A 23,076-nucleotide genomic window follows, 5' to 3' on the forward strand; every position below is an offset into this window, starting at 1 on the left:
GTTTCTCCTTCGTACTTTTCGTTACTGCAATCAGTCGTCCTTGCGCAGCGAAAGCCCCAGCGCTTCCAGTTTCTGCTGTACTTCCTCGAGTGACTTTTTACCCAGATTGCGCACCTTCATCATTTCTTCTTCGTCGCGCATAATGAGTTCTTCCACTGTATTGATCCCTGCGCGTTTCAGGCAGTTGTACGAGCGCACCGAGAGGTCCAGCTCCTCGATCGTGATTTCCAGTATCTTTTCTTTTTTGTCCTCTTCTTTTTCGACCATGATTTCCACATCGCTCACGTGGTCCGTCAGGTTGATGAACTGCGCGAGGTATTCGCTCATGATCTTTGCGGCAAGAGAAGTCGCCTCGTCGGCGTTCACACTGCCGTTTGTCCACACTTCAAGCGTGAGCTTGTCAAAGTCCGTAATCTGGCCGACACGCGTATTTTCCACTGCGAAATTGACCTTTGTGACCGGTGTGAACAGTGAATCCATCGGAATCACGCCAATCGGCATGTTCGCGTCCTTGTTCTTGTCCGCCAGCACATAACCGCGGCCCTTTTCCAGCATGATCTCCATATAAAGATTTGCCGTTTTATCGAGCGTCGCAATGTGCAGTTCCGGGTTAATGATCTCAACTTCCGAATCTGTCTCAATATCGGCCGCCGTTACATCCTTGGGGCCTTTCGCGTTGACGATCAGCTTTTTGGGTTCATCCGTATGCATTTTCGCGCACAGGCCCTTTAAGTTCAGCACGATATTGGTCACGTCCTCGTGAACGCCCTCGATCGTCGAGAACTCATGCAAAACGCCGTCGATCTTTACGCTTGTTACTGCCACGCCGGGCAGGGAAGACATCAGTATCCGCCGAAGTGAGTTCCCAAGCGTCGTACCAAAGCCACGTTCCAGAGGTTCCATGACAAATTTGGCATACTTTTTGTCTTCACTCATGCTGACACATTCTATATTCGGTCTTTCGATTTCAAGCATATTTAACCTCCCTTATGGTGATGTTTACGCACACGCGCACCGCGTGCACGCAACTGAAGGAGTTCCCATTATTTGGAATACAACTCTACGATGAGATGTTCCTCGATCGTGAGGTCGATGTCGTCCCTCTCCGGAAGCGCGACAACCTTGCCCGTAAGCTCGGCAACGTCGAATTCCAGCCATTTCGGAACGCCTTTTCCGCCCTCTTCTTTGAGCGTTTTGAAGTATTCCTGCGAAGCGGACCGCTGTGCTACCGTGATAACGTCGCCCGCGTTCACCAGATAGGAAGGAATGTCTACCTTGTGGCCGTTCACCAGGACGTGACCGTGCATCACGAGCTGGCGCGCCTGTGCGCGGCTGTCGCCTACGCCAAGGCGGAAGCACACATTGTCAAGACGCCTTTCCAAAAGCTGGAGCAGGTTTTCGCCCGCTTTACCCTTCATTTTTTCTGCAATATCAAAATATTTCCTAAACTGGCTTTCCAGAATGCCATATGCGCGCTTTACTTTCTGTTTTTCACGAAGCTGTGTTCCGTATTCGGACATCTTGCCATGGCGTCCCGCCCCGTGCTGTCCGGGAATATTGGGACGAAGCGTGAAAGCGCATTTCTGAGAATAGCAGCGGTCGCCCTTTAAAAAGAGCTTTGCGCCTTCCCGGCGGCATAAGCGGCAAACCGGTCCTGTATATCTTGCCATAATTTACGTACCTCCTTATACCCTTCTGCGTTTCGGCGGACGGCATCCGTTGTGCGGAATGGGCGTCACATCCTTGATGAGCGTTACTTCAAGACCAGCCGTCTGCAGCGCGCGAATCGCGGCCTCCCTGCCGGAGCCCGGTCCTTTGACGAACACTTCCACAAACTTAAGGCCGTGTTCCATTGCCGCTCTTGCAGCCGTTTCAGAAGCAACCTGCGCAGCGAAGGGCGTGCTCTTCCTGGAGCCGCGGAAGCCCATTGCCCCGGAGCTCGACTGGGAAAGGGCGTTTCCCTGCATGTCGGTCATTGTTACAATCGTATTGTTAAAGGAAGAACGAATATGCGCCTGGCCTTTTTCAATGTTCTTCTTTTCTCTGCGTCTTCTGGACACTTTTTTCTTAGGTGCAGCCATTATTTATTCCTCCTTATTTCTTTTTACCCGCAACTGTCCGTTTCGGTCCCTTGCGCGTGCGTGCGTTCTGCTTCGTGCTCTGGCCGCGGACAGGCAGTCCTTTTCTATGACGGATGCCGCGATAGCAACCGATTTCCATCAGGCGTTTGATGTTGAGGGATACTTCCCTTCTCTTGTCACCTTCCACCTGAAGGTTTTTGTCGATATAGTCCCTGATCTTCGAAAGGTCGTTCTCGTCGAGGTCTTTCACTCTTATATCAGGGTTCACATTTGTTGCAGACAAAATCTGCTGAGATGTCTTAAGGCCAATACCGTAAATGTAGGTAAGCCCGATCTCAACGCGTTTGTCCCTAGGCAAGTCTACGCCAGCAATACGTGCCATACTTCTCTTTCCACCTCCGTGAATTTTAAGCGGGGTCGCCGCCGATATCTTTGTTCCAAAAAGGATGATAATTTAAATATTATATCATATCATCCGGGTTATATAAAGCTTATACGTAAATATTTGCGCGCCCCCTTTTGTGGGCCGTACGCAAACCAGCCGCGCGTATAAACGTTATTTTCCTCAGCCCTGTTTCTGCTTATGTTTTACATTGGGGCAGATTACCATTACTTTCCCTTTTCTCTTGATGATTTTGCACTTTTCGCAAATGGGTTTTACCGATGGTCTTACTTTCATCTTAAAAGCCTCCTCTTTTCATTCGTATCTATGTCGCCGCACGTCACGCTTTGCCGCGCCACGTGATCCTGCCTCTGGTGAGGTCGTAGGGTGAGAGTTCTACCGTCACCTTGTCACCGGGCAATATGCGGATATAATGCATTCGTAGCTTGCCGGAGATGTGTGCCAGTACCTTGTGTCCATTTTCAAGCTCTACTTCAAATGAAGCGTTGGGATACGTTTCCGTAACGGTTCCTTCCACTTCGATTACGTCGCTCTTAGACAAATTTACTCCTCCTTTTTCTGCATCGCGCTTTTCAGTGCACTCCGAAGCTCTGCGTCGAACACCTTTGTTCCCTGCTTCAGCTTGTCCCGGATTCCTTCGAGCACCATGCCCGTAATCTCCAGGTGTTTCAGCTTCTTTTTCTTCGGCTGCCGCAGCCGCCGAAGGCCCCCGTCCGCAATCAACACATAGGGCTCCGGGAGGAGCTCTACGATCAGGAACGGTCGTCCTTTATCCCTGCCGGATTTACTGATTACGACCCGGCCTGTCTCTATGGGGTAATCGCTCAATTTATCATTCCCCCGTTATGGCGCGGTCAGGATTTCCGGCCCGTTTTCCGTGATTGCCACGGTGTTTTCATAATGTGCCGCAAGGCTCCCATCCGCTGTTTTCACAAGCCATCCGTCATCCATCCAGCGGACTGCGTCGCCGCCGAGCGTTACCATCGGTTCAATCGCAAGCACCATGCCCACGTCGAGCCGCGGATTCGGCCCGCGGAAGGAGAAATTCGGAATTTCCGGGGATTCGTGCATCTCCCGGCCGATGCCATGACCGACCAGTTCCCTCACGATTCCCATATCGTTCCCCTTGATGACCGCTTCGATCGCGCGGCTGATGTCCCGCAGGCGGTTGCCCGCGCGCGCCTCGCGCATCCCCGCGAAAAAGCTTTCCCGCGTTACATCGATCAGCAGCTGTTCTGTGGAGGTAATATCCCCTACGGCCACTGTGCGCGCCATATCCGACTGCCAGCCCCCGAGGATCGCGCCCATATCGATGCTGAGGATATCGCCGTCTCGCAGGACTTTCTTATCGGAAGGAATTCCGTGTACAACGCCGTCGTTCACCGACGTGCAGATGCTGCCAGGAAAGCCGTTATATCCCTTGAACGAAGGAGTCGCCCCCGCGTCGCCCAGGTATTGTTCGACAATCCGGTCGAGCTGCATGGTCGTCACGCCCGGTTTTACATGGCCGAGCACTTCCTGCATGCAATTGTACAGCAGCCGCCCCGACTCGCGCATCAGCCCGATTTCATGCGGCGTCTTGATATTAATCATACCTTTTTCAGCACTTCCACGATGTAGGCGGCTTCTTCTTCGATCGGCATGGTCCCGTCGACATTTGCCACGAGGCCGCGCTTCGAGTAAAATTCGATCAGGGGAGCCGTCTGCTCCTCGTAAACGCGGAAGCGTTCGCGAACCGTTTCCTCGTTGTCGTCCGCACGGGTAATCAGCGCGCTGCCGCACTGGTCGCACGTTTCGCCGTTATGGTTCTTCGTGCTGTATACCGCGCCGCAGTCCGGGCACACCCGGCGTGCGAGCACGCGGTCGACGATGACCTGTACGTCCACTTCAAGGTTCACAACCGCGTCGATTTTCGCGATCCCGTCGAGCGCTTCGGCCTGCGCGACCGTGCGCGGGAAGCCGTCGAGCAGCACGCCGCCTTTGGCGTCGTCCGCTTTCATGCGCTGGCCCATCATATCGATGATGACCTGGTCCGGAACGAGCGCGCCCTTATCGATATAAGACTTCGCGAGCTTTCCAAGCTCGCTGCCCGCTTTCATTTCGGCGCGCAGCATATCCCCCGTGGAGATGTGCGCCAGGTTCATTTCTTTGCCTACCCTTACCGCCATCGTGCCTTTGCCCGATCCGGGAGGGCCTAAGAAAATTACATTCATGGTAATTCCCTCTCTGCTCTTTAAAGAGCGTCGTACCATATTCGCATAAAGTAAATGAGGTTCGGATGTTCTCGTTTTCACGCTGCCTTCGGCCCGCGCTTACGGATATCCGTTTTCCCCGCAATCCGCCCTTTTTGCCTGCCTTACCCTGCGGCAAGGCTTCGCCTTATGGGCTGACTGCTCCCAAAACGTGCACAGAAACCGGGCTATGCCCGGCACTGTACGCGCCATTCTATTAGTTGAGGAAGCCTTTGTAGTGCCTCATCATCATCTGCGCTTCAAGCTGCTTGGTTGTTTCGAGCGCCACGTTGACCATAATCAGCAGGCTTGTTGCGCCGAATACGCTTGCAACCCCGGTAAGGCCGGTAATAAACGTCGGAACCGCCGCCACCAACGCAAGGAAGATTGCCCCGAAAAGCGTGATCCTCGAGAGTATCTTGGCGAGATAGTCGGACGTCGGTTTGCCTGGGCGGATGCCCGGGATGAAGCCGCCGTTTTGCTGTAAATTCTTCGATACGTCCACCGGATTGAAAGCAATCTGCGAGTAGAAGTAAGAGAAGAACAGGATGAGAAGCGCATACACGACAGCGTAAATCCATGTGTTCGGGCCGGCATACTGCTGATACCACAGGTAGAAGCCGCTCTCCGGCCAGAACTGGCCGATCATGCCCGGAAGCATAAGGATCGTCACCGCGAAAATCAGGGGCATAACGCCGCTCTGGTTGACCTTCATCGGGATGTGCGTGGACTGGCCGCCGTACATTTTGCGTCCTACCACACGTTTTGCGTACTGCACCGGTATCCTGCGTTCGCCAAGGTCGACAAATGTGATGCCGAGAATGATAACAAACGCGAGGGCCGCTACGATCAGCACGGACCAGAACGTGATCGTGCCGAGGTCTACCTTGGTGATGATGTCCTGGATCATTGCCGGTACGCGCGAGATGATGGAAATAAAGATCAGCAGGGAAATGCCGTTGCCGATTCCCCTTTCCGTAATGCGCTCGCCGATCCACATGATGAGCGCCGTACCCGCGGTAAGGCATATAATGATCGTGATATAGTCGAACGGATTGTCCGGATTCTGCACTGCCTGCGAACCGAATCCAAGCAGGATTCCGATCGCCTGCACGAGACCCAGGATAACGCCGAGGTATCTTGTGATGGAAGCAATCTTTTTCCTTCCGTCATCCCCTTCCTTCGCCATGCGTTCCAGCTTCGGAATCGCAACGGTCAGAAGGTTCATAATGATGGATGCGTTCACGTACGGAACGATACCAAGTGCAAAGATTGTCATATTGCCGAGCGCGCCACCCGAGAACAGGTTCAGGAACTCGAGAACATCATAGTTCGCCACCTGCGACTGGATAAACGCGATATTTGTGCCTGGAACCGGGATATACGCACCGATGCGGTATACAAGAAGCATCAGTAGCGTGAACAGGATTTTCTTCCTGATATCCGGCATTTTCCATGCGTTCGCAATGGTTTTAAACATTATACCACCTCAATGCTGCCGCCAGCGGCTGTGATTTTCTGTTCAGCCGTTTTCGTGAATTTCGCCGCTTTTACAGTGACCTTTTTCTTCAGTTCTCCGTTTCCGAGGACCTTCAGGCCATCATACGCCTTTTTAACCATGCCGGCGTCGATCAGCGCCTGAACGTCTACGCTTGCGCCGTCCTCAAGTTTGTCAAGATCGGAAACATTAACCGTTGCATATTCCTTCGCAAATATGTTGGTGAAGCCCCTCTTCGGCAAACGTCTTGCAAGCGGCATCTGGCCGCCTTCAAACCCGGGACGGACGCCGCCGCCGCTGCGGGATTTCTGGCCCTTCTGGCCTCTTGCGGAAGTTTTGCCGACTCCGGAGCCGCATCCTCTGCCCACGCGCTTCGGGGACTTTTTTGCGCCCTCCGCAGGACCAAGTTCATGAAGTTTCATAAGCTCTCTCCTTCGTTATTTCGTCTCTTCAACCGACACCAGATGTTTTACTTTGAAAACCATCCCGCGAATCGGCGGATTGTCCGGCCGCTGTACTACCTGGCCGATCTTACGCAGTCCGAGCGCCTTTACGGTGTCTTTCTGATCCTGCGCGTAACCAATGGGGCTTTTGACAAGTTTGATATTCAGTTTCATGAGCCTCAAGCCTCCCTTTATTGTAATTGATCTACGCTGATCCCGCGCAGGCGTGCCACCTGCTCGGCGCTCCGCAGCTCGCGGAGGCCTTCAAGCGTAGCCTTTACACAGTTGATCGGGTTGTTGGAACCCTGCGATTTTGTCCTGATATCTTTAATTCCCGCAAGCTCAAGGACCGCACGCGCGGGGCCGCCCGCGATTACGCCGGTACCTTCCGAGGCGGGAAGCAGCAACACCCTGCCGCGTCCGAATTTGCCGATAACCTCGTGCGGGATGGACGTCCCTTTCCTCGCTACCGTGACAATATCATGCTTTGCAGCCTGAACCGCCTTGCGGATCGCTTCCGGAATTTCAGCGGCTTTGCCCATGCCGACGCCAACGTGGCCATTTTCATCGCCTACGACGACAAGCGCCGAGAAACGCATATTACGGCCGCCTTTTACGGTTTTCGCAACACGGTTGATCGAAACCAGTTTTTCCTTGTATTCGACTCCGCCTGCATCATTTGCTCTATCTCTCTGCAATGTTTCCGTACCTCCTTATCAAAGCTTGAGGCCGGCAGCCCTGGCGCCTTCCGCAACCTGTGCTACTCTGCCCGTATAGAGATAACCCCCGCGGTCAAAAACGGCTTCGCTGATGCCAGCCTTTACCGCGCGCTGCGCAGCAAGCTCGCCCACCATCTTTGCGGCTTCGGTCTTTGTTGCCTCCTGGCATTTTGCTTTGATCTCGGCGTCCATAGAGGAAGCGGAGCAAAGCGTGTTTCCCGCAACGTCATCAATAAACTGAACATAAATGTTGTCGAGGCTCCGGTAAACATTCATCCGCGGACGGCTCGCCGTGCCCGAAATCTTGTTACGGATTCTCTGATGACGCTTTTTTCTGATTTCATTTCTGTCTTTCTTGTTAATCATAATCCACGTCCTCCATTACATGCCAGTCTTACCGACTTTGCGGCGGATATATTCGCCCTCGTACTTGATGCCCTTGCCCTTATAGGGTTCCGGCGGACGGAGGGAGCGAATGTTCGCTGCGCACTGGCCGACTGCCTGCTTATCGATTCCCTTTACGATCACGCTGTTCGGGCTTGGAACCTCGAACGTGATGCCTGCCGGAGGCTCGACCTCGACAGGATGGGAGAACCCGAGACCGAACACAAGCTTTTGGCCCTGCAGCTGTACCCTATAACCAACGCCGACGATTTCCAGGTTTTTCTGGAAGCCTTCGGAAACGCCTTTTACCATATTTGCGAGGAGCGCACGCGTGAGGCCGTGCAGCGCCTTCGATTCCTTCTGATCGTTTTCGCGCGTAAGGACGAGCTGTTCGCCTTCCTGCGCAATCGTGATCTTATCGCTGAACTTTGATTTCAGTTCGCCGTTTTTGCCCTTTACCGTCACGACGCCGCCATCCTGCGTTACTGTCACGCCGGAGGGTAAATCGATGGGCAGTTTTCCAATTCTCGACATAATGTTAACCTCCAACTACCAGATATAGGCGAGCACTTCTCCACCCACACCGTCGCGGCGCGCCTGCGCGTCGGTCACAATGCCCTTGGATGTGGAGATGATCGCGATTCCGAGGCCGTTCAGGACGCGGGGCAGCTTATCGTGCCTTGCGTACACCCGAAGGCCGGGCTTTGAAATCTTTTTGAGACCCGAGATGACTTTTTCACCGCCCGGGCCGTATTTCAGTTTGATTTTGAGCGTGCCCTGCACGCCGTCATCTATAAACTCGCAGCCTTTGATATAGCCCTCCTGGAGCAATATCTGGCCAATTGCCTTTTTCATATTGGACGCAGGTACTTCCACGACTTCGTGCTTTGCGGTAAGCCCGTTGCGAATGCGAGTCAGCATATCTGCGACAGAATCTGTAACCGGCATATTGTTTCCTCCTTGTTTTATCCTCTTGGTAAGACGCCGCGGCTTAAGCGGTCAGGCCGTTTTCCGGCGCCCGCCCCTGTCCGTTCCGCCGACCGGCGGTGGTCACAAGGGCTAAACTTTCTATAATATTACCAGCTTGCTTTTCTGACACCCGGTATTTGCCCGCGATACGCGAGTTCCCGGAAGCAAACGCGGCAGATTCCGTATTTTCTAAGGACAGAGTGCGGCCTTCCGCAAATACGGCAGCGCGTATAGTTGCGGGTCGAAAATTTGGAGCCTCTCTGCTGCTTAATGATCATGCTTTTCTTTGCCATTATTTTCCTCCTTAGTGCGCGAACGGCATGCCCATCTGGGTTAAGAGCTCTCTTGCTTCTTCGTCGGTCTGCGCTGTCGTCACCACGATGATATCCATACCGCGGATTGCGTCGACCTTATCGTAATCGATTTCCGGGAACACAAGCTGTTCCTTGAAACCCATTGCAAAATTGCCCCTGCCGTCAAACGACTTCGGGGAAAGACCGCGGAAGTCGCGGACACGCGGGATGGCGATGCTGATGAGCTTATCGATGAACTCATACATCCTGTCGCCGCGGAGCGTTACCTTCGCACCGATCTTCATTCCTTCGCGCACCTTAAAGTTTGCGACGGATTTCTTTGCCGTTGTGACAACCGGTTTCTGGCCTGCGATCACCGTTAAGTCCTCCACTGCGGAGTCAAGGGCTTTCGGGTTATCCTTTGCTTCGCCAAGGCCCATGTTGATGACAACTTTTTCGAGCCTCGGGACCTGATTAACGTTCTTGTATGCGAACTTCTGCATCATAGCGGGAATGATTTCCGCCTTGTATGTATCTTTTAATCTCGGCATATCAGATAATTACCTCCCTTCACTCACAGCGTAGCGCCGCATTTTTTGCAAACGCGGGACTTTTTGCCGTCTTCGATTTTATGACCGACCCTCGTGGCCTTATTGCATTTGGGGCAAACCACCATTACATTGGACGCATTGAGCGAACCTTCCTGCTTGATGATCCCGCCCGGGGTCGTCTGGTTTTTCGGTTTTTTATGCTTGGTGAGCATGTTCGTGCCTTCGAGAACCACTTTGTTCTTCGTCGGCTCGACACGGAGCACTTTCGCCTGCTTTCCCTTTTCTTTTCCGGAGATCACTACTGCGGTATCGCCTTTTTTGATATTGATTGTATTCATATCCCGTGCCTCCTTCTTAAAGAACTTCGGGGGCAAGCGACACGATTTTCATATAATCGCGGTCGCGGAGCTCCCTTGCAACAGGCCCGAAGATACGGGTGCCCTTGGGCTGTTTATTGCTGTCAATAATCACTGCTGCATTTTCGTCAAATTTTATGTGCGAACCGTCCGGCCGACGTACTCCGGAAACGGAGCGTACGACAACGGCTTTCACCACGTCTTTTTTCTTGACCACGCCGCCGGGCGTCGCTGTTTTTACGGACGCAATAATCACGTCGCCGATGTTCGCCGTCTTTTTGACGCTTCCGCCCATCACGCGAATGCACTGAATTATTTTAGCGCCTGAATTGTCTGCAACCTTGAGGCGTGTTTCTGGCTGTATCATCCTGACTCCTCCTTTACGCGCGAGCCTTCCCCGGGGGAACCCTGCCTGCGCATCATCTCATCGTCCTTATTTCGCCTTTTCGACGATTTCGACCAATCTCCACCGCTTATCCTTGGAGAGGGGCCGCGTTTCCATCAACCGCACCGTATCGCCCACGCCTGCTTCGTTGTTCTCGTCATGCGCTTTCAGCTTATTGGTATAGTTGATCGTCTTTCCGTACAAGGGATGCGTCTTTTTGCTTTTAATCGCAACGACGATCGTCTTGTCCATTTTATCGCTTACTACCGTTCCGATTCTCTCTTTACGGTAACCTCTCGTAACTTCACTCATCCGAAGACGTCCTCCTTATCCTTACTCGGCAACCTTCTGGCCTAGTTCCATTTCCCTTAAAACCGTCTTCACCCGTGCGATATCCTTTTTCACGTTCTTGATGCTGGAAGGATTATTGAGCTGGCCTGTTGCGAGCTGAAAACGCAGGTTGAAAAACTCGGTTTTGAGGTCGCCCAGCTTGGCGACCAATTCGTCTTTTGAAAGTTCACGTATCTCTTTAGCCTTCATCCTGCTCACCACCTGCTTCGTTATTTTGCTCTCTGATCGCAAATTTACATTTGATCGGCAATTTATGCGCTGCACGCGTGAGGGCCGCCCGAGCGGTCTCCTCGGATACGCCCGCAAGCTCGAACATTACCCTGCCCGGCTTTACGACCGCCACCCAGTATTCCGGCGAACCTTTACCGGAACCCATGCGGGTTTCGGCCGGCTTTTCCGTTACCGGCTTGTGCGGGAAGATTTTGATCCAAACCTGTCCGCCCCTCTTGATATATCTTGTCATCGCGACACGGGCCGCCTCGATCTGGTTTGACTTGATCCAGCCGGGCTCCGTCGCCACGAGGCCATAATCGCCGTAGTTGATCGTATTTCCGCGAAGAGCCTTGCCCTTCATACGACCCCTGAACTGTCTTCTGCGCTTAACCCTTTTTGGCATTAACATTTTTTCTGCCTCCTTCCACTGCTGAAGGTTTTGCCCGTTCCGCTAAGGGGTTTCCAAGAATCTCGCCTTTGTATATCCATACCTTAACCCCGATTTTACCATATGTCGTATTCGCTTCCGCAAAACCGTAGTCGATGTCCGCACGAATTGTCTGCAGCGGGATCGAGCCTTCGTGATACTGCTCTACCCGGGCGATTTCAGCACCGCCGAGACGTCCGGAGCACATGATCTTAATTCCCTTTGCGCCAGCTTTCATCGTCCTGCCGATGGACTGCTTCATCGCGCGGCGGAACGAAATACGCTTTTCGAGCTGCTGCGCAACGTTTTCCGCAACAAGCTGTGCGTCTACGTCTACGCGCTTTACTTCAATGATATTTACGGCAACCGCGCTGCCCGTAAGCTTCGCAAGGTCTTTTTTCAGGAGCTCTACGCCCGTGCCGCCCTTGCCAATCACGATGCCCGGCTTGCCGGTAAAGATATTGACGGAAATTTTTTGTGCCGCACGCTCGATCTCGATCTTCGAGATGCCCGCGGCATACAGCTTTTTCTTTAAGAATTTTCTGATTTTATCGTCTTCAACGATGTAATCGGCAAATTTGGATTTTTTGGCTGTCCACCTGGCGTCCCAGTCTTTGATGACTCCAACCCGAAAACCATGCGGATGTACTTTCTGACCCATCGTATTCCTCCTTACTTAACCTGATCCAAGATAATTGTAATGTGGCTCGTACGTTTACGGATGCGGGACGCCCTGCCCTGCGCGCGCGGCCTGAACCGCTTGAGCGTAGGACCCTGGTCCGCGAACGCTTCGGCAACGAACAGCGTGTCGGCCGAAAGGTTCATGTTGTTTTCCGCATTCGCAACCGCAGAATTCAAAACCTTGGAAACAGGTTCCGTCGCGCCGTTCGGCGTATTCATCAGAACCGCCTTGGCGTCCTGTACGTTAAGACCCCTGATGAGGTCGATGACAGCCTTCACCTTGCGGGAGGAAACGCGAACGTATTTCGCGATGGCTTTCGGTCTTCTGTCTTTTTCTTCCTGACGTTTTGCAGCTTTTTCTCTTTCTCTTGTAGCCATGGATTTTACCCTCCTTCCAGGTTATTTAGACGATTTCTCGCCCGCGTGGCCGCGGAACGTTCTCGTCGGGGCGAATTCGCCCAGTTTGTGCCCGACCATATCTTCCGTGATATAGACCGGAACGAACTTCCTGCCGTCGTGCACGCCGATTGTGTGACCAACCATATCCGGGAAGATCGTCGACGGCCGCGACCAAGTCTTCAGCACTTTCTTTTCGTTCTTTTCGTTCATTTCCTGAACGCGTGCCAGAAGCTTTTCATTTATAAACGGTCCCTTTTTTACTGACCTACTCATATCTGCAAATTCACTCCTTCGATTATTTAGCGTTCCTGCGTTTTACGATAAATTTATCCGTCGGGTTCTTCTTCTTGCGTGTCTTATACCCAAGAGCAGGTTTACCCCAGGGAGTAACAGGACCCGGGCGTCCAACGGGGGATTTGCCCTCGCCGCCGCCGTGCGGATGGTCGTTCGGGTTCATGACGGAACCGCGCACTGTGGGGCGGACGCCCATGTGGCGCTTACGGCCCGCTTTGCCGATATTGATGTTTTCCTGGTCAACATTGCCAACCTGGCCGATCGTCGCTTTCGCGCCGATGAGGATCATCCTCACTTCGCCGGAGGGGAGGCGCACCTGCGCGTACCGCCCTTCCTTTGCCATCAGCTGTGCCGCGTTGCCCGCGCTCCGCACGAGCTGCGCGCCTTTGCCCGGCTTTACTTCCACATTGTGGATCATTGTGCCGACCGGGATGGAAGCCAGCGGAAGCGCGTTGCCTGCTTTGATGTCTGCTTCCGGGCCGGAGACCACTTCGTCGCCGACCTTGAGGCCGACGGGAGCGATGATGTATCTCTTTTCGCCGTCTTTATAATGCAGCAATGCGATGTTCGCGCTGCGGTTCGGATCGTATTCGATTGTTGCGACCTTAGCCGGTACGCCGTCTTTGTCGCGCTTAAAATCGATGATCCTGTATTTTCTCTTTTCGCCGCCGCCGACGTGGCGAACCGTGATACGGCCGTGCACGTTGCGTCCGCCGGATTTCTTCAGCGAGACGAGCAGCGATTTCTCGGGCTTTGTCGTCGTAATTTCTTCAAAAGCCGAAACCGACATGAACCTTCTGCCCGGAGAAGTTGGGTTATATTTTTTGATTGCCATAACTTAAGAACCTCCCTTACGCGCTTACTGTGCCATGCTCTCGAAGAATTCGATTGCCTTGGATTCTTCCGTGAGCGTCACGTAAGCCTTTTTCGTTTCGGGGCGTCTGCCCTCCGTGCGTCCCTGTCTTTTCAGCTTGCCTTCCTTGCGGGATGTGGTGACCTGTTTCACCTTCACCTCGAAGATTTCTTCCACCGCAGCCTTGATCTGCGTTTTGTTGGCGCCTTTTTCCACTAAAAACGTGTAGGTTTTCTTGGGGATCAGGTCGTAGCTTTTTTCTGAAAGAATAGGCCTTATGATGATATCATGCGTGTCTTTCATTATGCGTAAACCTCCTCGATTGCTTTTACGGCGTCCTTCGTAACGATGAACTTGTCGTATTTCAGGATGTCATAAACGGAAAGCGTAGAAGCCGGCATCGTTTTGACCCCCTGGATGTTCGCGGCGGCGCGGACAACGTCTTCATCCTTGCCGTTCGTGACGATCAGAGCCTTTTCCACTTTCAGGTTTTTCAGCACTGCCGCCATTTCTTTCGTCTTGGGAGCCTTTATTTTGAGGTCTTCCATTACGATAAGGCTTTCATCCTGTACCTTCTGGGAAAGCGCGGAGCACATTGCAAGCGCGCGCACTTTTTTGTTGAGCTTCATGGAATAATCCCTCGGCTTGGGCGCGAATACGACTCCGCCGTGCGTCATCTGGGGCGCGCGGATCGTGCCCTGGCGTGCCCGGCCTGTGCCCTTCTGGCGGAAAGGCTTGATGCCGCCGCCGCGCACTTCGCTGCGCGTGAGTGCGGACTGCGTGCCCTGGCGCTTGTTCGCAAGGTGTGCGATGACTGCGTCATGCATTGCCGATTTGTTTATTTTTACGCCGAAGACTTCGTCTTTCAGCTCGATTTTGCCTGCCTCTTTGCCGTCGGTCTTATATACTGATACGTTTGGCATAATTACTTCCTCCTTTTCAAGCGGTCTTACAGCGACTTAACGCTTTTTCTGATGGTCACAAGGCCGCCCTTGGCACCGGGAACCGCACCCTTGACGAGGAGCAGGTTTTTATCGGTATCAACCTTGACAACTTCGAGATTCTGCACGGTTACCCGATCAAAGCCGCCGCGTCCCGGGAGGCGTTTGCCCTTCATGACTTTCGCCGGGGATGCGCACGCGCCCATGGAACCGGGGCGCCTGTGATACCGCGAACCGTGGCTCATAGGTCCCCTGTGCTGGCCCCAGCGTGCGATTACGCCGAGGAAGCCTTTCCCCTTGGAGATGCCCGAAACGTCGATTTTTTCGCCCGCTTCAAACACATCAACCTTGATTTCGCTGCCCGCTTCGAGCTCTTCCGCCTCATCCGTGCGGAACTCGCGCAGCCAGCGCGTGGGGGCTGCCTTTACCTTTGCAAAGTGGCCCTTTTTCGGCTTGTTTACATTTTTCTCTTTGACTTCTCCGAATCCTACCTGCACCGCGTTGTATCCGTCGGTTTCTACCGTTTTCTTCTGAACGATAACGCAAGGTCCGGCTTTTACTACTGTTACGGGAACGACTCTGCCGTCTTCTGCGAAGATTTGAGTCATACCGATTTTTTCACCCAGTATAGCTTTCATTATCCTTTTTCCTCCGTCTTATCGCTTGTCTTTACAGTTTAATTTCGATGTCCACGCCCGCGGGAAGGTCGAGACGCATGAGAGCGTCCGTCGTCTTTGCGTTTGCTTCGAGGATGTCGATCAAGCGTTTGTGTGTTTTGATTTCAAACTGTTCCCTTGAATCCTTATATTTATGCGTCGCACGCAGGATCGTGATGATTTCCTTCTGCGTAGGAAGCGGCACAGGACCGGAAATTTTCGCGCCTGTACGCTTTGCCGTGTCTACGATCCGCTGAGCGCTCTGGTCGATCAGGTTGTGGTCGTAAGCTTTCAGTTTGATTCTAATTCTCTGGCTTGCCATTTGTTTCTCCTCCTTCAAGTGTCGCGGCTGGAGCCGCCTTCGCCGACACACATAGCCGGGTGTGTCGCTTTGCTTTTTTTGGACAGAACGTTTGTGTCCTGCCCTTTTTGGAGCCGCCCGGATCGCTGTCCGGACCATTGTCGGCGTGAACTATCCGCTGGCTCACGGTAACCTCTCGCCTCATCCCAAAAATACGCCTATAGCGCAACGTACTAAATTATACATGAGCAAATCCGCAATTTCAAGGCTTTTTTTGAACTTTTTTATGCTTTTTTCCAAAAATTAAAAAATAGTGGTTTTGTGAAAATACATACACAAGATATTGTGAGCATACCGGATGGGAAAATTTTCCGCCTTTACAATTATTCCATTTTATCCCCCGATATTATTGACATATGTTCAAAAAGTGGTATGCTTAGAGACGGCTGTTGAAAGAAATACGCACAAAGGAATCCCCGCCCCTTTCCGGGGCGGTCAATTAAATCGCGGTAATCAAGGAGGATTTCATCATGAAAATTGCAGTTGCAAGCGAAGGAGCAAGCGTCTCCGGGCATTTCGGGCATTGTTCCGATTTTAACATCTATACGGCGGAAGGCGGTAAAATTTCCGGCAGCGAGAGGGTTACGAGCCCCGGGCACGACCACAACCTGATCGAGTTCCTTGCCGCACGCGGTGTGAACGTTATTATTTCCGGCGGCATGGGCGCGGGCGCACGGGAGAAATTCGACGAAAAGGGCATCGCAATCGTAACGGGCGCGCAAGGCGCGGCAGGCGATGCGGCGCAGGCTTACCTTGACGGTTCCCTTGTATCGGACGATACGGTGTGCTGCAAGCACGAGCATGCGGGGGATTGCCACTGAAGAACCTGCCCGGCCATCCCAAGGGGCCGCATCCCTATGCGGCCCTTTTTTATACTTACATTATATAGGAAGCCGTCTGCGGGACGGCAGGCGGAAAAGCGCGGGCAAAGGGCTGAAACAATCCGTCCGGCGTGCCCTCCATATTTTAATCTTTCGGAGGGATGGTTTTTGTTGTATGGCGAAAGTCCCGATGTTACAATGATTACGAGACAAATATAAACCGGAAAGGACAGAAACCATGCTGAAAACAAATGATAATCCCGCCCTTACGCTTGACGCAAACGGAAAAGCATACCTGTATGGCTCGCACCTCTCATGCGGCTGCGTTCCCCGCTTTACCGTGCGGCTCGACCGCGAGGTGGACGGCGGCGCGCTTGCAAAGGCCGCGGCAGAGACCCTCGGACGTTTCCCACAGATGGCGGTGGGCCTCGCCTGGGACAAATCAAATTATTTCTATATTCCAATCGACCTTCCCGCCCCCGTTTTTCCCGGAGACGGAACACAGGTGCGCACAATGGGCACGGAGGATACGAACGGCTACCTGTTCTGCATTACCTACGGCGGCGACACCATCCACGCGGACTGGTTCCACTCCCTTGCGGACGGCCTCGGTTTCCTTGTGTTCCTGAAATCCGTGCTGTATCATTATTTTCGGATTTTGGGCCTTCCGGTGGAGCCCGGCGACATCCGCACATCGGACACGGAATTTGAAGCGGGGGAAGCGGAGGACGCGGTGATGAAAATCGAGCCCCGGGGCGACGGCGAGCTGCCGCATTTACCCGCGTTCCGCGTTCCCGGCGTGACCACCGACGGCGATCCGGACGACACTGTCGTGCAGATTCGCCTGCCGTTTTCCAAGCTGCACGGCGTTGTGAAAGAGTACCAGGCAAGCCCGGTCACGTTTATCTGCCCGCTTTTCTCGAGCGCGGTGCATGAAAAATATTGCGCAAAGGAAGAGGAGCGCCCGGTAATCGCTTCGATTCCCGTGAACCTGCGCCCGTATTTCCCGAGCAAGACAACGCGCTGCTTTATTGCCGGGGCGGGCATTCCCTTCGGCCGTAAAATCGCAAACCTGTCCTTTATTGATATCCTGAACACCGAAAAGGGCCTGCTCGACTTCCAGACGCAGGCCGACGCCCTCGCGGCGGACGCCAAAAAAACCGCTGTGGAAACGCTTGTGCTCCTGGACGCGGAGCTGCCGATCGAGGATAAGCGCAGCATGGTGCGTGCGGCCATCGAGCAGGCCTCCGAACAAACGACGTATATCATTACCAACATGGGCCGCGTGGAACTGCCGCAGTCTATGGAACAGTATGTGGAAGAAATTTATCCCTGCCTGCCTACGGCGCTCAATCCGTTCACGCTTGCGGTCGTCTCTTATAAAGGCGAGCTGGTGCTGAATGTGGCACAGCGCTCTGCCGACACGGACGTATGCGAACGATTTGTGGAAATTTTAAACGAGCTGGAAATTCCCGCGGAAATTTCCAGGGTCTACACCTTCCACACGATGCGCTACGGGGAATAAAGCGCCGAATACAAAAGAACGTGTCGCAGCGTCGCGGTACGTTCTTTTTTTATGACTTCCCGGTATATCGGAAGCAGGCGGGACCCGCCTATTTATGCGCGTCCCTGCGGGCGGCCTTCGCTTCGCCTTCCGCCCGTCCCGCTTCATATCCGTATTTATATTCCATCTCTAAAAGGTTTTCTATTTCCCAGGCCAGGTTGTTGCATTCGTCAAGTTGGCTGCCCGTAAGCACCTTGCGCATCCTTACGATGGCATTGCGCATGATGCGGCAGGAAAGGCAATAGATACGGTCGCCTTTTCGTTTGCATTTCCTGCACAGGTTCGGTTCAAACATCCTCTTCACCGCCTTGTAAAACCGGATGTGCTATGATAAAATCATAAATACAAGTAAGCGAAACGGTTTCGCACTCCAGTCCGCTTACCTGTGGAAGCAATCCCACGCTTTTTTGCGTGGCTCGCTTTTCATTAAGTATACTACATTGCAAGGTTGTAGTCAACAATATTTTTACTTATTTACACTTATGTAATTATTAAGGTGGAGTATCATGCATATATCAGACAGGATTTTAATGCTTTTCGAGCAACGAAATATCACACCTTATAAGGTATCCAAAGAAACGGGGATTTCAGAAAGCGCATTCAGCAATTGGAAGGCATCTCCAACTTCTAAAATAAAATCGGATACAATAATTACTATTGCACATTATTTAGGCGAATCCTGCGACTATCTTTTACTTGGAAAAAACAAATCTTCTGAAGAAGATCGTGAGGCAAGGGCGTTGCTTCCATACAAGGAATTAATCGACGCTTATAAAAACGCAGACAAAAAGTCCCGCAACCTTGCACGCGCGGCGCTTGACCTCCCGCCGGAAAAATAATCCCGTAAATTTATTCCTACATTATACGGTGCTCATTCGGCTTTTGGGTGGGAAATACACTATACACGGCAGGGCAGGAACATTGTTTGATGCTCCACCTCAGTAAATATGTTCTTTTTTTGGTATCGCCAAAAAAAGAACCAAAAAAATCTCCGGCGGCTCGATGCCGCCGATTATTCCGCCGCAACCGTTGCGGCGGTTACATAGCAAAAAATTTTTACTGTTGATTTCTATGGAATCGTAGGGAACGCATTGAATGTGTTCCGCCAGTAGGATGCTTGCGCTGTCTCGTGCATCATTGATATGCAAATGCCTTTCCGACCGTAGGGGCGGCATACTATGCCGCCCGCAGGCAACGCAAGTTTTGGTTTTATTTCAAACATCACAGAAGAAATATTGTTCCGTTTTGCACTCTGTAACCGCTGGCGGCGGCCGTTCTTGGGGTCCCCGCGAAACTCGAACGTAGTGAGTTTCGTGGGGCAAAGGAGCAATCGCCCAAAAACGAAAATTTTGGGCTTTAGACCGAAATTGAGTATAAGGGCGCATTGCGACGTGGCGACGTCGGTCGGCAGGAGTCTTTTTGGTTCTTTTTGGGCGATACCAAAAAGAACATTACTATTAGAGCGGAGATTAAAAAAATGTTCCTGCCCTACTTGGCATAAGGTTTCTCCCACCCAAAAGCCAAACGCCCTCCATCTAAAAATAGGAGTCGGGCGTTGCCCATCGGGCACGGGCCGCATAGTATGCGGCCCCTACGGTCGAAAAAGCATTTGTGTATCACGTTTTCCATCGGACACGGGCCGCATAGTATGCGGCCCCTACGGTTAAGGGACATCATCTGTGCTCATCGAGCGGCAATGCGCACGATTTACGGAACGCATAGAAATCAATAGCAAAAATCTTTTGCTATGTAACCGCCGCAACGGTTGCGGCGGAATAATCGGCGGCATCGAGCCGCCGGAGCTTTTTTTGGTTCTTTTTTTTGGCGATACCAAAAAAAGAACATATTTACTGAGGTGGAGCATCAAATAACGTTCCTGCCCTGCCTTGCATAGTGTATTTCCCACCCAAAGGTTGAACGCCCTCCATCTAAAAATAGGAGTAGAACGTTCCCCATCGGGCACAAGCCGCATACTATGCGGCCCCTACGGTCGAAAAAGCATTTGTGTATCACGTTTTCCATCGGACACGGGCCGCCGAGGGCGGCGGCCACTGCGGTTGGAAAAACATTTTAATGAAAGGCGTTTCGCCTTTTGCTTTCCGGCTTATTAATGATATGTAATTATCTATTTTTAGGAGGACGGCTATGAATCCATTCCTGCTTGCCCTTGCGGGTTCGGGACTGATGTTTGCGGCGACCACGGCGGGTTCCGCATCGGTCTTTTTTTTCCGGGGCGAGATCAATCCAAAAGTACAGCGCGTGATGCTTGGCTTTGCGGCGGGCATCATGATCGCCGCATCCGTATGGTCGCTGCTGATTCCCGCCATTGAAATGGCGGAGGAGCAGGGTTCGACCGGATGGATTCCGGCGGCGGGCGGTTTTGCCCTGGGGGGGCTTTTCCTGTTTGCGCTCGACCACCTGCTTCCCCACCAGCATCCGGGCAGTGCCAAGCCCGAGGGGCTTCACTCGCATCTTGGCAAACGTACGATGCTGGTATTCGCAGTGACGCTGCACAATATTCCGGAAGGACTTGCGGTTGGCCTCGCATTTGCGGTTGCGGCGCAGGGCGGCGCGGATACGGTGACGCTTGCTTCGGCGATTGCGCTTGCGATCGGCATGGCGCTGCAAAACGTGCCGGAGGGCGCGGCCATTTCCCTTCCCCTGCGGCAGGAGGGCCTGACGCGTGGAAAAGCTTTTTTGTGGGGAACCATGTCGGGCGCGGTGGAACCAATTGCCGCCGTTGCGGCGGTTGCCCTGATCGGCCTTATTTCGGGCATTATGCCGTGGCTGCTTGCATTCGCGGCGGGGGCGATGATTTATGTGGTTGTGGAGGAGCTGATTCCCGAGGCGCATCTCGGCGAGCATTCCCATTCGGGTACGGCCGGTGTGATGGCCGGGTTCATCCTTATGATGATTCTCGATGTGGCGCTGGGATAAAGCCAAAATTTCTGGGGGTATATCTGTTTGAAACGCGAAACCTTTGGTTCACGTCTGGGTTTTATTTTAATCTCGGCAGGCTGCGCCATCGGCCTCGGCAACGTATGGCGGTTTCCGTATGTCGTGGGGGCATATGGCGGCGCGGCTTTTTTGATTATTTACCTTATTTTCCTCGTAATTCTCGGTTTGCCGATCATGGTGATGGAATTTTCCGTCGGCCGTGCGAGCCAGAAGAGCGTCGCCCGTTCCTTCCAGGAGCTTGAGCCCAGGGGGAGCAAATGGCACCTGTTCAGCTATGGGGCGATTGCCGGGAACTATCTTTTGATGATGTTTTACACCACCATCGCCGGTTGGATGATCGCATATTTTGTGAAAACGCTCGCCGGTGATTTTGCCGGGCTTTCCGCCGCCGGGGTGAAGCTGGAATTTGCCGCCATGAAGGCGGACGCATTCCCGCAGATCGGATGGATGGTTGTAATTACCGTCGTCGGGTTCCTTGTCTGCGCCATCGGCCTGCAAAAGGGCGTGGAAAAGGTTTCCAAGTTTATGATGACAAGCCTGCTGGCGGTGATGGTGGTTTTGGTGATCCGCTCTATTACGCTTCCCGGCGCGCAGGCCGGTATTTCCTTTTACCTGAAACCCGACTTCGCGAGGCTAATGGAGCACGGGCTTCCCGAGGTTATTTTCGCCGCCATGGGGCAGGCTTTCTTTACCCTGAGCGTGGGCATCGGCAGCATGGCGATCTTCGGGAGTTACGTCAGCCGCGACCGGCGATTGTTTGGGGAATCCCTGAGCATTACCGTGCTCGACACCTCTGTGGCGCTGCTTTCCGGCCTCATTATTTTTCCCGCATGCTTTGCGTTCGGCGTAAACCCGGGCAGCGGCCCCGACCTGATTTTTGTTACCCTGCCAAACATTTTTAATTCGATGGCGGGCGGGCAAATTTGGGGCGCCTTTTTCTATATTTTCATGATTTTCGCTTCTTTTTCCACGGTAATTGCCGTATTTGAAAATATCCTTTCCTTTGGCGTCGATTTATTTGGCTGGTCGCGCAAAAAATCCGCGCTGGTCAATATTTTCCTGATGATCGGCCTGGCGCTGCCGTGCATCCTTGGATATAACTATTTGTCGGACTTCCAGCCGCTCGGGCCGGGAACGAGCGTGCTTGACCTCGAGGATTTTATCGTCAGCAACAACCTCCTGCCCATCGGCGCGCTGGTTTACCTGCTGTTCTGCGTTACAAAATACGGCTGGGGATGGAAGGGCTTCCTTGCCGAGGCAAACACCGGGAACGGGCTGGCGTTTCCCTCAAAAATGCGGTGGTATTGCAAATACGTATTGCCGTTCATTATCATTTATGTGCTGGTGCAGGGATATATCGTTTATTTCTCGTAACTAAAAAAACAGGCTTATGCGCTTTACTGCGCACAGGCCTGTCTTTTTTATACTTGGTTTATTCCGCGCTGTCGCTGCCGTCCACAACCTGCTTGCTGGCCTTCGCCAAATCGCCGATTGTTGAACCCGGGCTGTTGTTCAGGAAGTTCTCGATCTGGCCCTTCAGGCTCTCAATCTGCGCGTCGAGCTGCGCTTTTACGCTGTCATTCGTCTTTGCCTGTTCCATCAGGTCGGAATAACCTTCCATCATATAATCCCCGATTTCCGCAAGCAGGGCTTCGGTTGCCGCCGTTTTGTCGCTGTCCGCGGCCGCTTCCCATTCCTCGTTTGTCCAGGATGAATAATCCCCGTTCGCCGCCGGGGCATCCGACGCTTCAACAGAAGCTTCCGCCGAAGCAGATTCCGTTGCCTGTGCCGATTCCGAAGGCGCGGCCGTCGGGCCTGCACAGCCCATAGCCAATGCCGCACACAGCATAACCGCTACTACTACAAATACAATTTTTTTCATGTTCTCTCCTCTTTGATGATAAATATTTTGCAAAGCCTCCGGCATTGTTTTCCGCCCGCTTTGCAACACGTGGATAACTATATCAAATACCAGATGGCTCAACAATCCCTTACTTCCTTACTGCACACCCGTTTCTTGACAGATGTGTGACAACAAAAAAGGGAGCGGTTTCCGCTCCCTTTTATTTGCCTTTTGGGTACGACAACGGAAATAAATATTATCCCCATTGATACCTGTAACCCCTTTTACAATTTCTGTTTTTTAGAAGATAGGTTCGCTTACTCGATAACCCCGGATACAACCCCGGAACCTACCGTGCGTCCGCCTTCGCGAATTGCGAACCGCAGTCCTTCTTCGATTGC

General features: G+C 52.9%; 39 protein-coding genes. 5 read left to right on the forward strand and 34 right to left on the reverse strand.

Going from position 1 to position 23,076, the window contains the following annotated elements; translation table 11 throughout:
* Positions 1-30: 30 nt before the first annotated feature.
* From BBD38_RS07700 to rpsJ, 31 genes are all read right to left on the reverse strand, one after another.
* Positions 31-975 (reverse strand): DNA-directed RNA polymerase subunit alpha, encoded by a 945-nt coding sequence (locus tag BBD38_RS07700; protein ID WP_066686420.1) that lies wholly within the window; start codon positions 973-975, stop codon positions 31-33.
* 68 nt (positions 976-1,043) lie between these two features.
* Positions 1,044-1,670 carry a 30S ribosomal protein S4 gene (gene rpsD, locus BBD38_RS07705; RefSeq protein ID WP_066686422.1) on the reverse strand — a complete coding sequence of 209 codons (627 nt, stop codon included), beginning with the start codon at positions 1,668-1,670 and terminating at the stop codon, positions 1,044-1,046.
* A 15-nt stretch (positions 1,671-1,685) separates the two neighbouring features.
* Positions 1,686-2,081 (reverse strand): 30S ribosomal protein S11, encoded by a 396-nt coding sequence (gene rpsK / locus BBD38_RS07710; protein WP_066522684.1) that lies wholly within the window; start codon positions 2,079-2,081, stop codon positions 1,686-1,688.
* Between the two features lie 13 nt (positions 2,082-2,094).
* A complete protein-coding gene (rpsM, locus tag BBD38_RS07715; protein ID WP_066522685.1) occupies positions 2,095-2,463 on the reverse strand; it encodes a 30S ribosomal protein S13 in 369 nt (122 codons plus the stop codon).
* 183 nt (positions 2,464-2,646) lie between these two features.
* Entirely contained in the window at positions 2,647-2,760 is a 114-nt protein-coding gene (rpmJ, locus tag BBD38_RS07720; RefSeq protein ID WP_046444730.1) for a 50S ribosomal protein L36, read from the reverse strand.
* A 43-nt stretch (positions 2,761-2,803) separates the two neighbouring features.
* Entirely contained in the window at positions 2,804-3,025 is a 222-nt protein-coding gene (gene infA / locus BBD38_RS07725) for a translation initiation factor IF-1 (protein WP_066686424.1), read from the reverse strand.
* Positions 3,026-3,027: 2 nt separating this feature from the next.
* On the reverse strand, positions 3,028-3,312 hold the full coding sequence (locus BBD38_RS07730; RefSeq protein WP_066686426.1) for a KOW domain-containing RNA-binding protein: 285 nt from the start codon (positions 3,310-3,312) through the stop codon (positions 3,028-3,030).
* 15 nt (positions 3,313-3,327) lie between these two features.
* Positions 3,328-4,077, reverse strand: a complete 750-nt coding sequence (map, locus tag BBD38_RS07735; protein ID WP_066686428.1) for a type I methionyl aminopeptidase — start codon at positions 4,075-4,077, stop codon at positions 3,328-3,330.
* Positions 4,074-4,697, reverse strand: a complete 624-nt coding sequence (locus tag BBD38_RS07740) for an adenylate kinase (protein WP_066686430.1) — start codon at positions 4,695-4,697, stop codon at positions 4,074-4,076. The genes map and BBD38_RS07740 overlap by 4 nt, the downstream gene beginning before the upstream one ends.
* A gap of 235 nt (positions 4,698-4,932) precedes the next feature.
* Positions 4,933-6,195, reverse strand: a complete 1,263-nt coding sequence (gene secY / locus BBD38_RS07745; RefSeq protein WP_066686432.1) for a preprotein translocase subunit SecY — start codon at positions 6,193-6,195, stop codon at positions 4,933-4,935.
* Positions 6,195-6,635, reverse strand: a complete 441-nt coding sequence (gene rplO, locus BBD38_RS07750) for a 50S ribosomal protein L15 (RefSeq protein ID WP_066686434.1) — start codon at positions 6,633-6,635, stop codon at positions 6,195-6,197. The genes secY and rplO overlap by 1 nt, the downstream gene beginning before the upstream one ends.
* Positions 6,636-6,650: 15 nt before the next feature.
* Positions 6,651-6,830 (reverse strand): 50S ribosomal protein L30, encoded by a 180-nt coding sequence (gene rpmD, locus BBD38_RS14500; RefSeq protein WP_066686436.1) that lies wholly within the window; start codon positions 6,828-6,830, stop codon positions 6,651-6,653.
* A gap of 17 nt (positions 6,831-6,847) precedes the next feature.
* Positions 6,848-7,354 carry a 30S ribosomal protein S5 gene (gene rpsE, locus BBD38_RS07760; RefSeq protein WP_066522694.1) on the reverse strand — a complete coding sequence of 169 codons (507 nt, stop codon included), beginning with the start codon at positions 7,352-7,354 and terminating at the stop codon, positions 6,848-6,850.
* A gap of 18 nt (positions 7,355-7,372) precedes the next feature.
* A complete protein-coding gene (gene rplR, locus BBD38_RS07765; RefSeq protein ID WP_066686438.1) occupies positions 7,373-7,741 on the reverse strand; it encodes a 50S ribosomal protein L18 in 369 nt (122 codons plus the stop codon).
* Positions 7,742-7,756: 15 nt separating this feature from the next.
* Positions 7,757-8,293 (reverse strand): 50S ribosomal protein L6, encoded by a 537-nt coding sequence (rplF, locus tag BBD38_RS07770; RefSeq protein WP_066686439.1) that lies wholly within the window; start codon positions 8,291-8,293, stop codon positions 7,757-7,759.
* A 15-nt stretch (positions 8,294-8,308) separates the two neighbouring features.
* Positions 8,309-8,707, reverse strand: a complete 399-nt coding sequence (gene rpsH, locus BBD38_RS07775; protein WP_066686440.1) for a 30S ribosomal protein S8 — start codon at positions 8,705-8,707, stop codon at positions 8,309-8,311.
* Between the two features lie 128 nt (positions 8,708-8,835).
* The gene (locus BBD38_RS07780; RefSeq protein WP_066522698.1) at positions 8,836-9,021 is read right to left on the reverse strand and encodes a type Z 30S ribosomal protein S14; all 186 of its coding nucleotides are present in this window, start codon (positions 9,019-9,021) and stop codon (positions 8,836-8,838) included.
* A gap of 11 nt (positions 9,022-9,032) precedes the next feature.
* Positions 9,033-9,572, reverse strand: a complete 540-nt coding sequence (gene rplE / locus BBD38_RS07785; protein ID WP_066686441.1) for a 50S ribosomal protein L5 — start codon at positions 9,570-9,572, stop codon at positions 9,033-9,035.
* A 23-nt stretch (positions 9,573-9,595) separates the two neighbouring features.
* Positions 9,596-9,910 carry a 50S ribosomal protein L24 gene (gene rplX / locus BBD38_RS07790; protein ID WP_066686442.1) on the reverse strand — a complete coding sequence of 105 codons (315 nt, stop codon included), beginning with the start codon at positions 9,908-9,910 and terminating at the stop codon, positions 9,596-9,598.
* 16 nt (positions 9,911-9,926) lie between these two features.
* Entirely contained in the window at positions 9,927-10,295 is a 369-nt protein-coding gene (gene rplN / locus BBD38_RS07795) for a 50S ribosomal protein L14 (protein WP_066686443.1), read from the reverse strand.
* Positions 10,296-10,361: 66 nt separating this feature from the next.
* Complete coding sequence (rpsQ, locus tag BBD38_RS07800) at positions 10,362-10,625, reverse strand: 30S ribosomal protein S17 (RefSeq protein WP_066686450.1); 264 nt, start codon at positions 10,623-10,625, stop codon at positions 10,362-10,364.
* Between the two features lie 21 nt (positions 10,626-10,646).
* Positions 10,647-10,853 carry a 50S ribosomal protein L29 gene (gene rpmC / locus BBD38_RS07805; protein WP_066522705.1) on the reverse strand — a complete coding sequence of 69 codons (207 nt, stop codon included), beginning with the start codon at positions 10,851-10,853 and terminating at the stop codon, positions 10,647-10,649.
* Positions 10,843-11,286 carry a 50S ribosomal protein L16 gene (rplP, locus tag BBD38_RS07810; RefSeq protein ID WP_066522706.1) on the reverse strand — a complete coding sequence of 148 codons (444 nt, stop codon included), beginning with the start codon at positions 11,284-11,286 and terminating at the stop codon, positions 10,843-10,845. The genes rpmC and rplP overlap by 11 nt, the downstream gene beginning before the upstream one ends.
* Positions 11,264-11,965 carry a 30S ribosomal protein S3 gene (gene rpsC / locus BBD38_RS07815; RefSeq protein WP_066686452.1) on the reverse strand — a complete coding sequence of 234 codons (702 nt, stop codon included), beginning with the start codon at positions 11,963-11,965 and terminating at the stop codon, positions 11,264-11,266. The genes rplP and rpsC overlap by 23 nt, the downstream gene beginning before the upstream one ends.
* A gap of 11 nt (positions 11,966-11,976) precedes the next feature.
* Positions 11,977-12,363, reverse strand: a complete 387-nt coding sequence (rplV, locus tag BBD38_RS07820; RefSeq protein WP_066686453.1) for a 50S ribosomal protein L22 — start codon at positions 12,361-12,363, stop codon at positions 11,977-11,979.
* A 21-nt stretch (positions 12,364-12,384) separates the two neighbouring features.
* Entirely contained in the window at positions 12,385-12,657 is a 273-nt protein-coding gene (gene rpsS / locus BBD38_RS07825) for a 30S ribosomal protein S19 (RefSeq protein ID WP_066522712.1), read from the reverse strand.
* Positions 12,658-12,679: 22 nt separating this feature from the next.
* Positions 12,680-13,513: a 50S ribosomal protein L2 gene (rplB, locus tag BBD38_RS07830; RefSeq protein WP_066686454.1), complete on the reverse strand. Its 834-nt coding sequence runs from the start codon at positions 13,511-13,513 to the stop codon at positions 12,680-12,682.
* Positions 13,514-13,537: 24 nt separating this feature from the next.
* Positions 13,538-13,834 (reverse strand): 50S ribosomal protein L23, encoded by a 297-nt coding sequence (gene rplW, locus BBD38_RS07835; RefSeq protein WP_066686455.1) that lies wholly within the window; start codon positions 13,832-13,834, stop codon positions 13,538-13,540.
* Positions 13,834-14,454, reverse strand: a complete 621-nt coding sequence (rplD, locus tag BBD38_RS07840; RefSeq protein WP_066686456.1) for a 50S ribosomal protein L4 — start codon at positions 14,452-14,454, stop codon at positions 13,834-13,836. The genes rplW and rplD overlap by 1 nt, the downstream gene beginning before the upstream one ends.
* Positions 14,455-14,480: 26 nt before the next feature.
* Entirely contained in the window at positions 14,481-15,113 is a 633-nt protein-coding gene (gene rplC / locus BBD38_RS07845; protein ID WP_066686457.1) for a 50S ribosomal protein L3, read from the reverse strand.
* A gap of 28 nt (positions 15,114-15,141) precedes the next feature.
* Complete coding sequence (gene rpsJ, locus BBD38_RS07850; RefSeq protein ID WP_046443500.1) at positions 15,142-15,450, reverse strand: 30S ribosomal protein S10; 309 nt, start codon at positions 15,448-15,450, stop codon at positions 15,142-15,144.
* A gap of 509 nt (positions 15,451-15,959) precedes the next feature.
* Here rpsJ and BBD38_RS07855 point away from each other — a divergent pair.
* A complete protein-coding gene (locus BBD38_RS07855) occupies positions 15,960-16,310 on the forward strand; it encodes a NifB/NifX family molybdenum-iron cluster-binding protein (RefSeq protein ID WP_172807794.1) in 351 nt (116 codons plus the stop codon).
* A 238-nt stretch (positions 16,311-16,548) separates the two neighbouring features.
* Positions 16,549-17,835 (forward strand): hypothetical protein, encoded by a 1,287-nt coding sequence (locus BBD38_RS07860; protein ID WP_066686461.1) that lies wholly within the window; start codon positions 16,549-16,551, stop codon positions 17,833-17,835.
* Between the two features lie 88 nt (positions 17,836-17,923).
* Here the strand turns inward: BBD38_RS07860 and BBD38_RS07865 are convergent, their stop codons facing one another.
* A complete protein-coding gene (locus BBD38_RS07865) occupies positions 17,924-18,169 on the reverse strand; it encodes a hypothetical protein (protein WP_066686463.1) in 246 nt (81 codons plus the stop codon).
* A gap of 211 nt (positions 18,170-18,380) precedes the next feature.
* Here BBD38_RS07865 and BBD38_RS07870 point away from each other — a divergent pair, with 211 nt between their 5' ends.
* The 3 genes from BBD38_RS07870 to BBD38_RS07890 all read left to right on the forward strand — a co-directional run bounded on the left by BBD38_RS07870 (position 18,381) and on the right by BBD38_RS07890 (position 22,206).
* On the forward strand, positions 18,381-18,713 hold the full coding sequence (locus BBD38_RS07870; RefSeq protein WP_066686465.1) for a helix-turn-helix domain-containing protein: 333 nt from the start codon (positions 18,381-18,383) through the stop codon (positions 18,711-18,713).
* Positions 18,714-20,019: 1,306 nt separating this feature from the next.
* A complete protein-coding gene (locus BBD38_RS07885; RefSeq protein WP_066686469.1) occupies positions 20,020-20,811 on the forward strand; it encodes a ZIP family metal transporter in 792 nt (263 codons plus the stop codon).
* 27 nt (positions 20,812-20,838) lie between these two features.
* The gene (locus BBD38_RS07890; RefSeq protein WP_066686470.1) at positions 20,839-22,206 is read left to right on the forward strand and encodes a sodium-dependent transporter; all 1,368 of its coding nucleotides are present in this window, start codon (positions 20,839-20,841) and stop codon (positions 22,204-22,206) included.
* Positions 22,207-22,264: 58 nt separating this feature from the next.
* Here the strand turns inward: BBD38_RS07890 and BBD38_RS07895 are convergent, their stop codons facing one another.
* Complete coding sequence (locus BBD38_RS07895; RefSeq protein ID WP_066686472.1) at positions 22,265-22,714, reverse strand: hypothetical protein; 450 nt, start codon at positions 22,712-22,714, stop codon at positions 22,265-22,267.
* A 278-nt stretch (positions 22,715-22,992) separates the two neighbouring features.
* Positions 22,993-23,076, reverse strand: an 84-nt coding sequence (locus BBD38_RS14505) for an EF-Tu C-terminal domain-related protein (RefSeq protein WP_330672288.1), incomplete at its 5' end; no start/stop codon positions are given.

The sequence above is a fragment of the Christensenella intestinihominis genome, from assembly GCF_001678845.1.
Classification (GTDB): domain Bacteria; phylum Bacillota; class Clostridia; order Christensenellales; family Christensenellaceae; genus Christensenella; species Christensenella intestinihominis.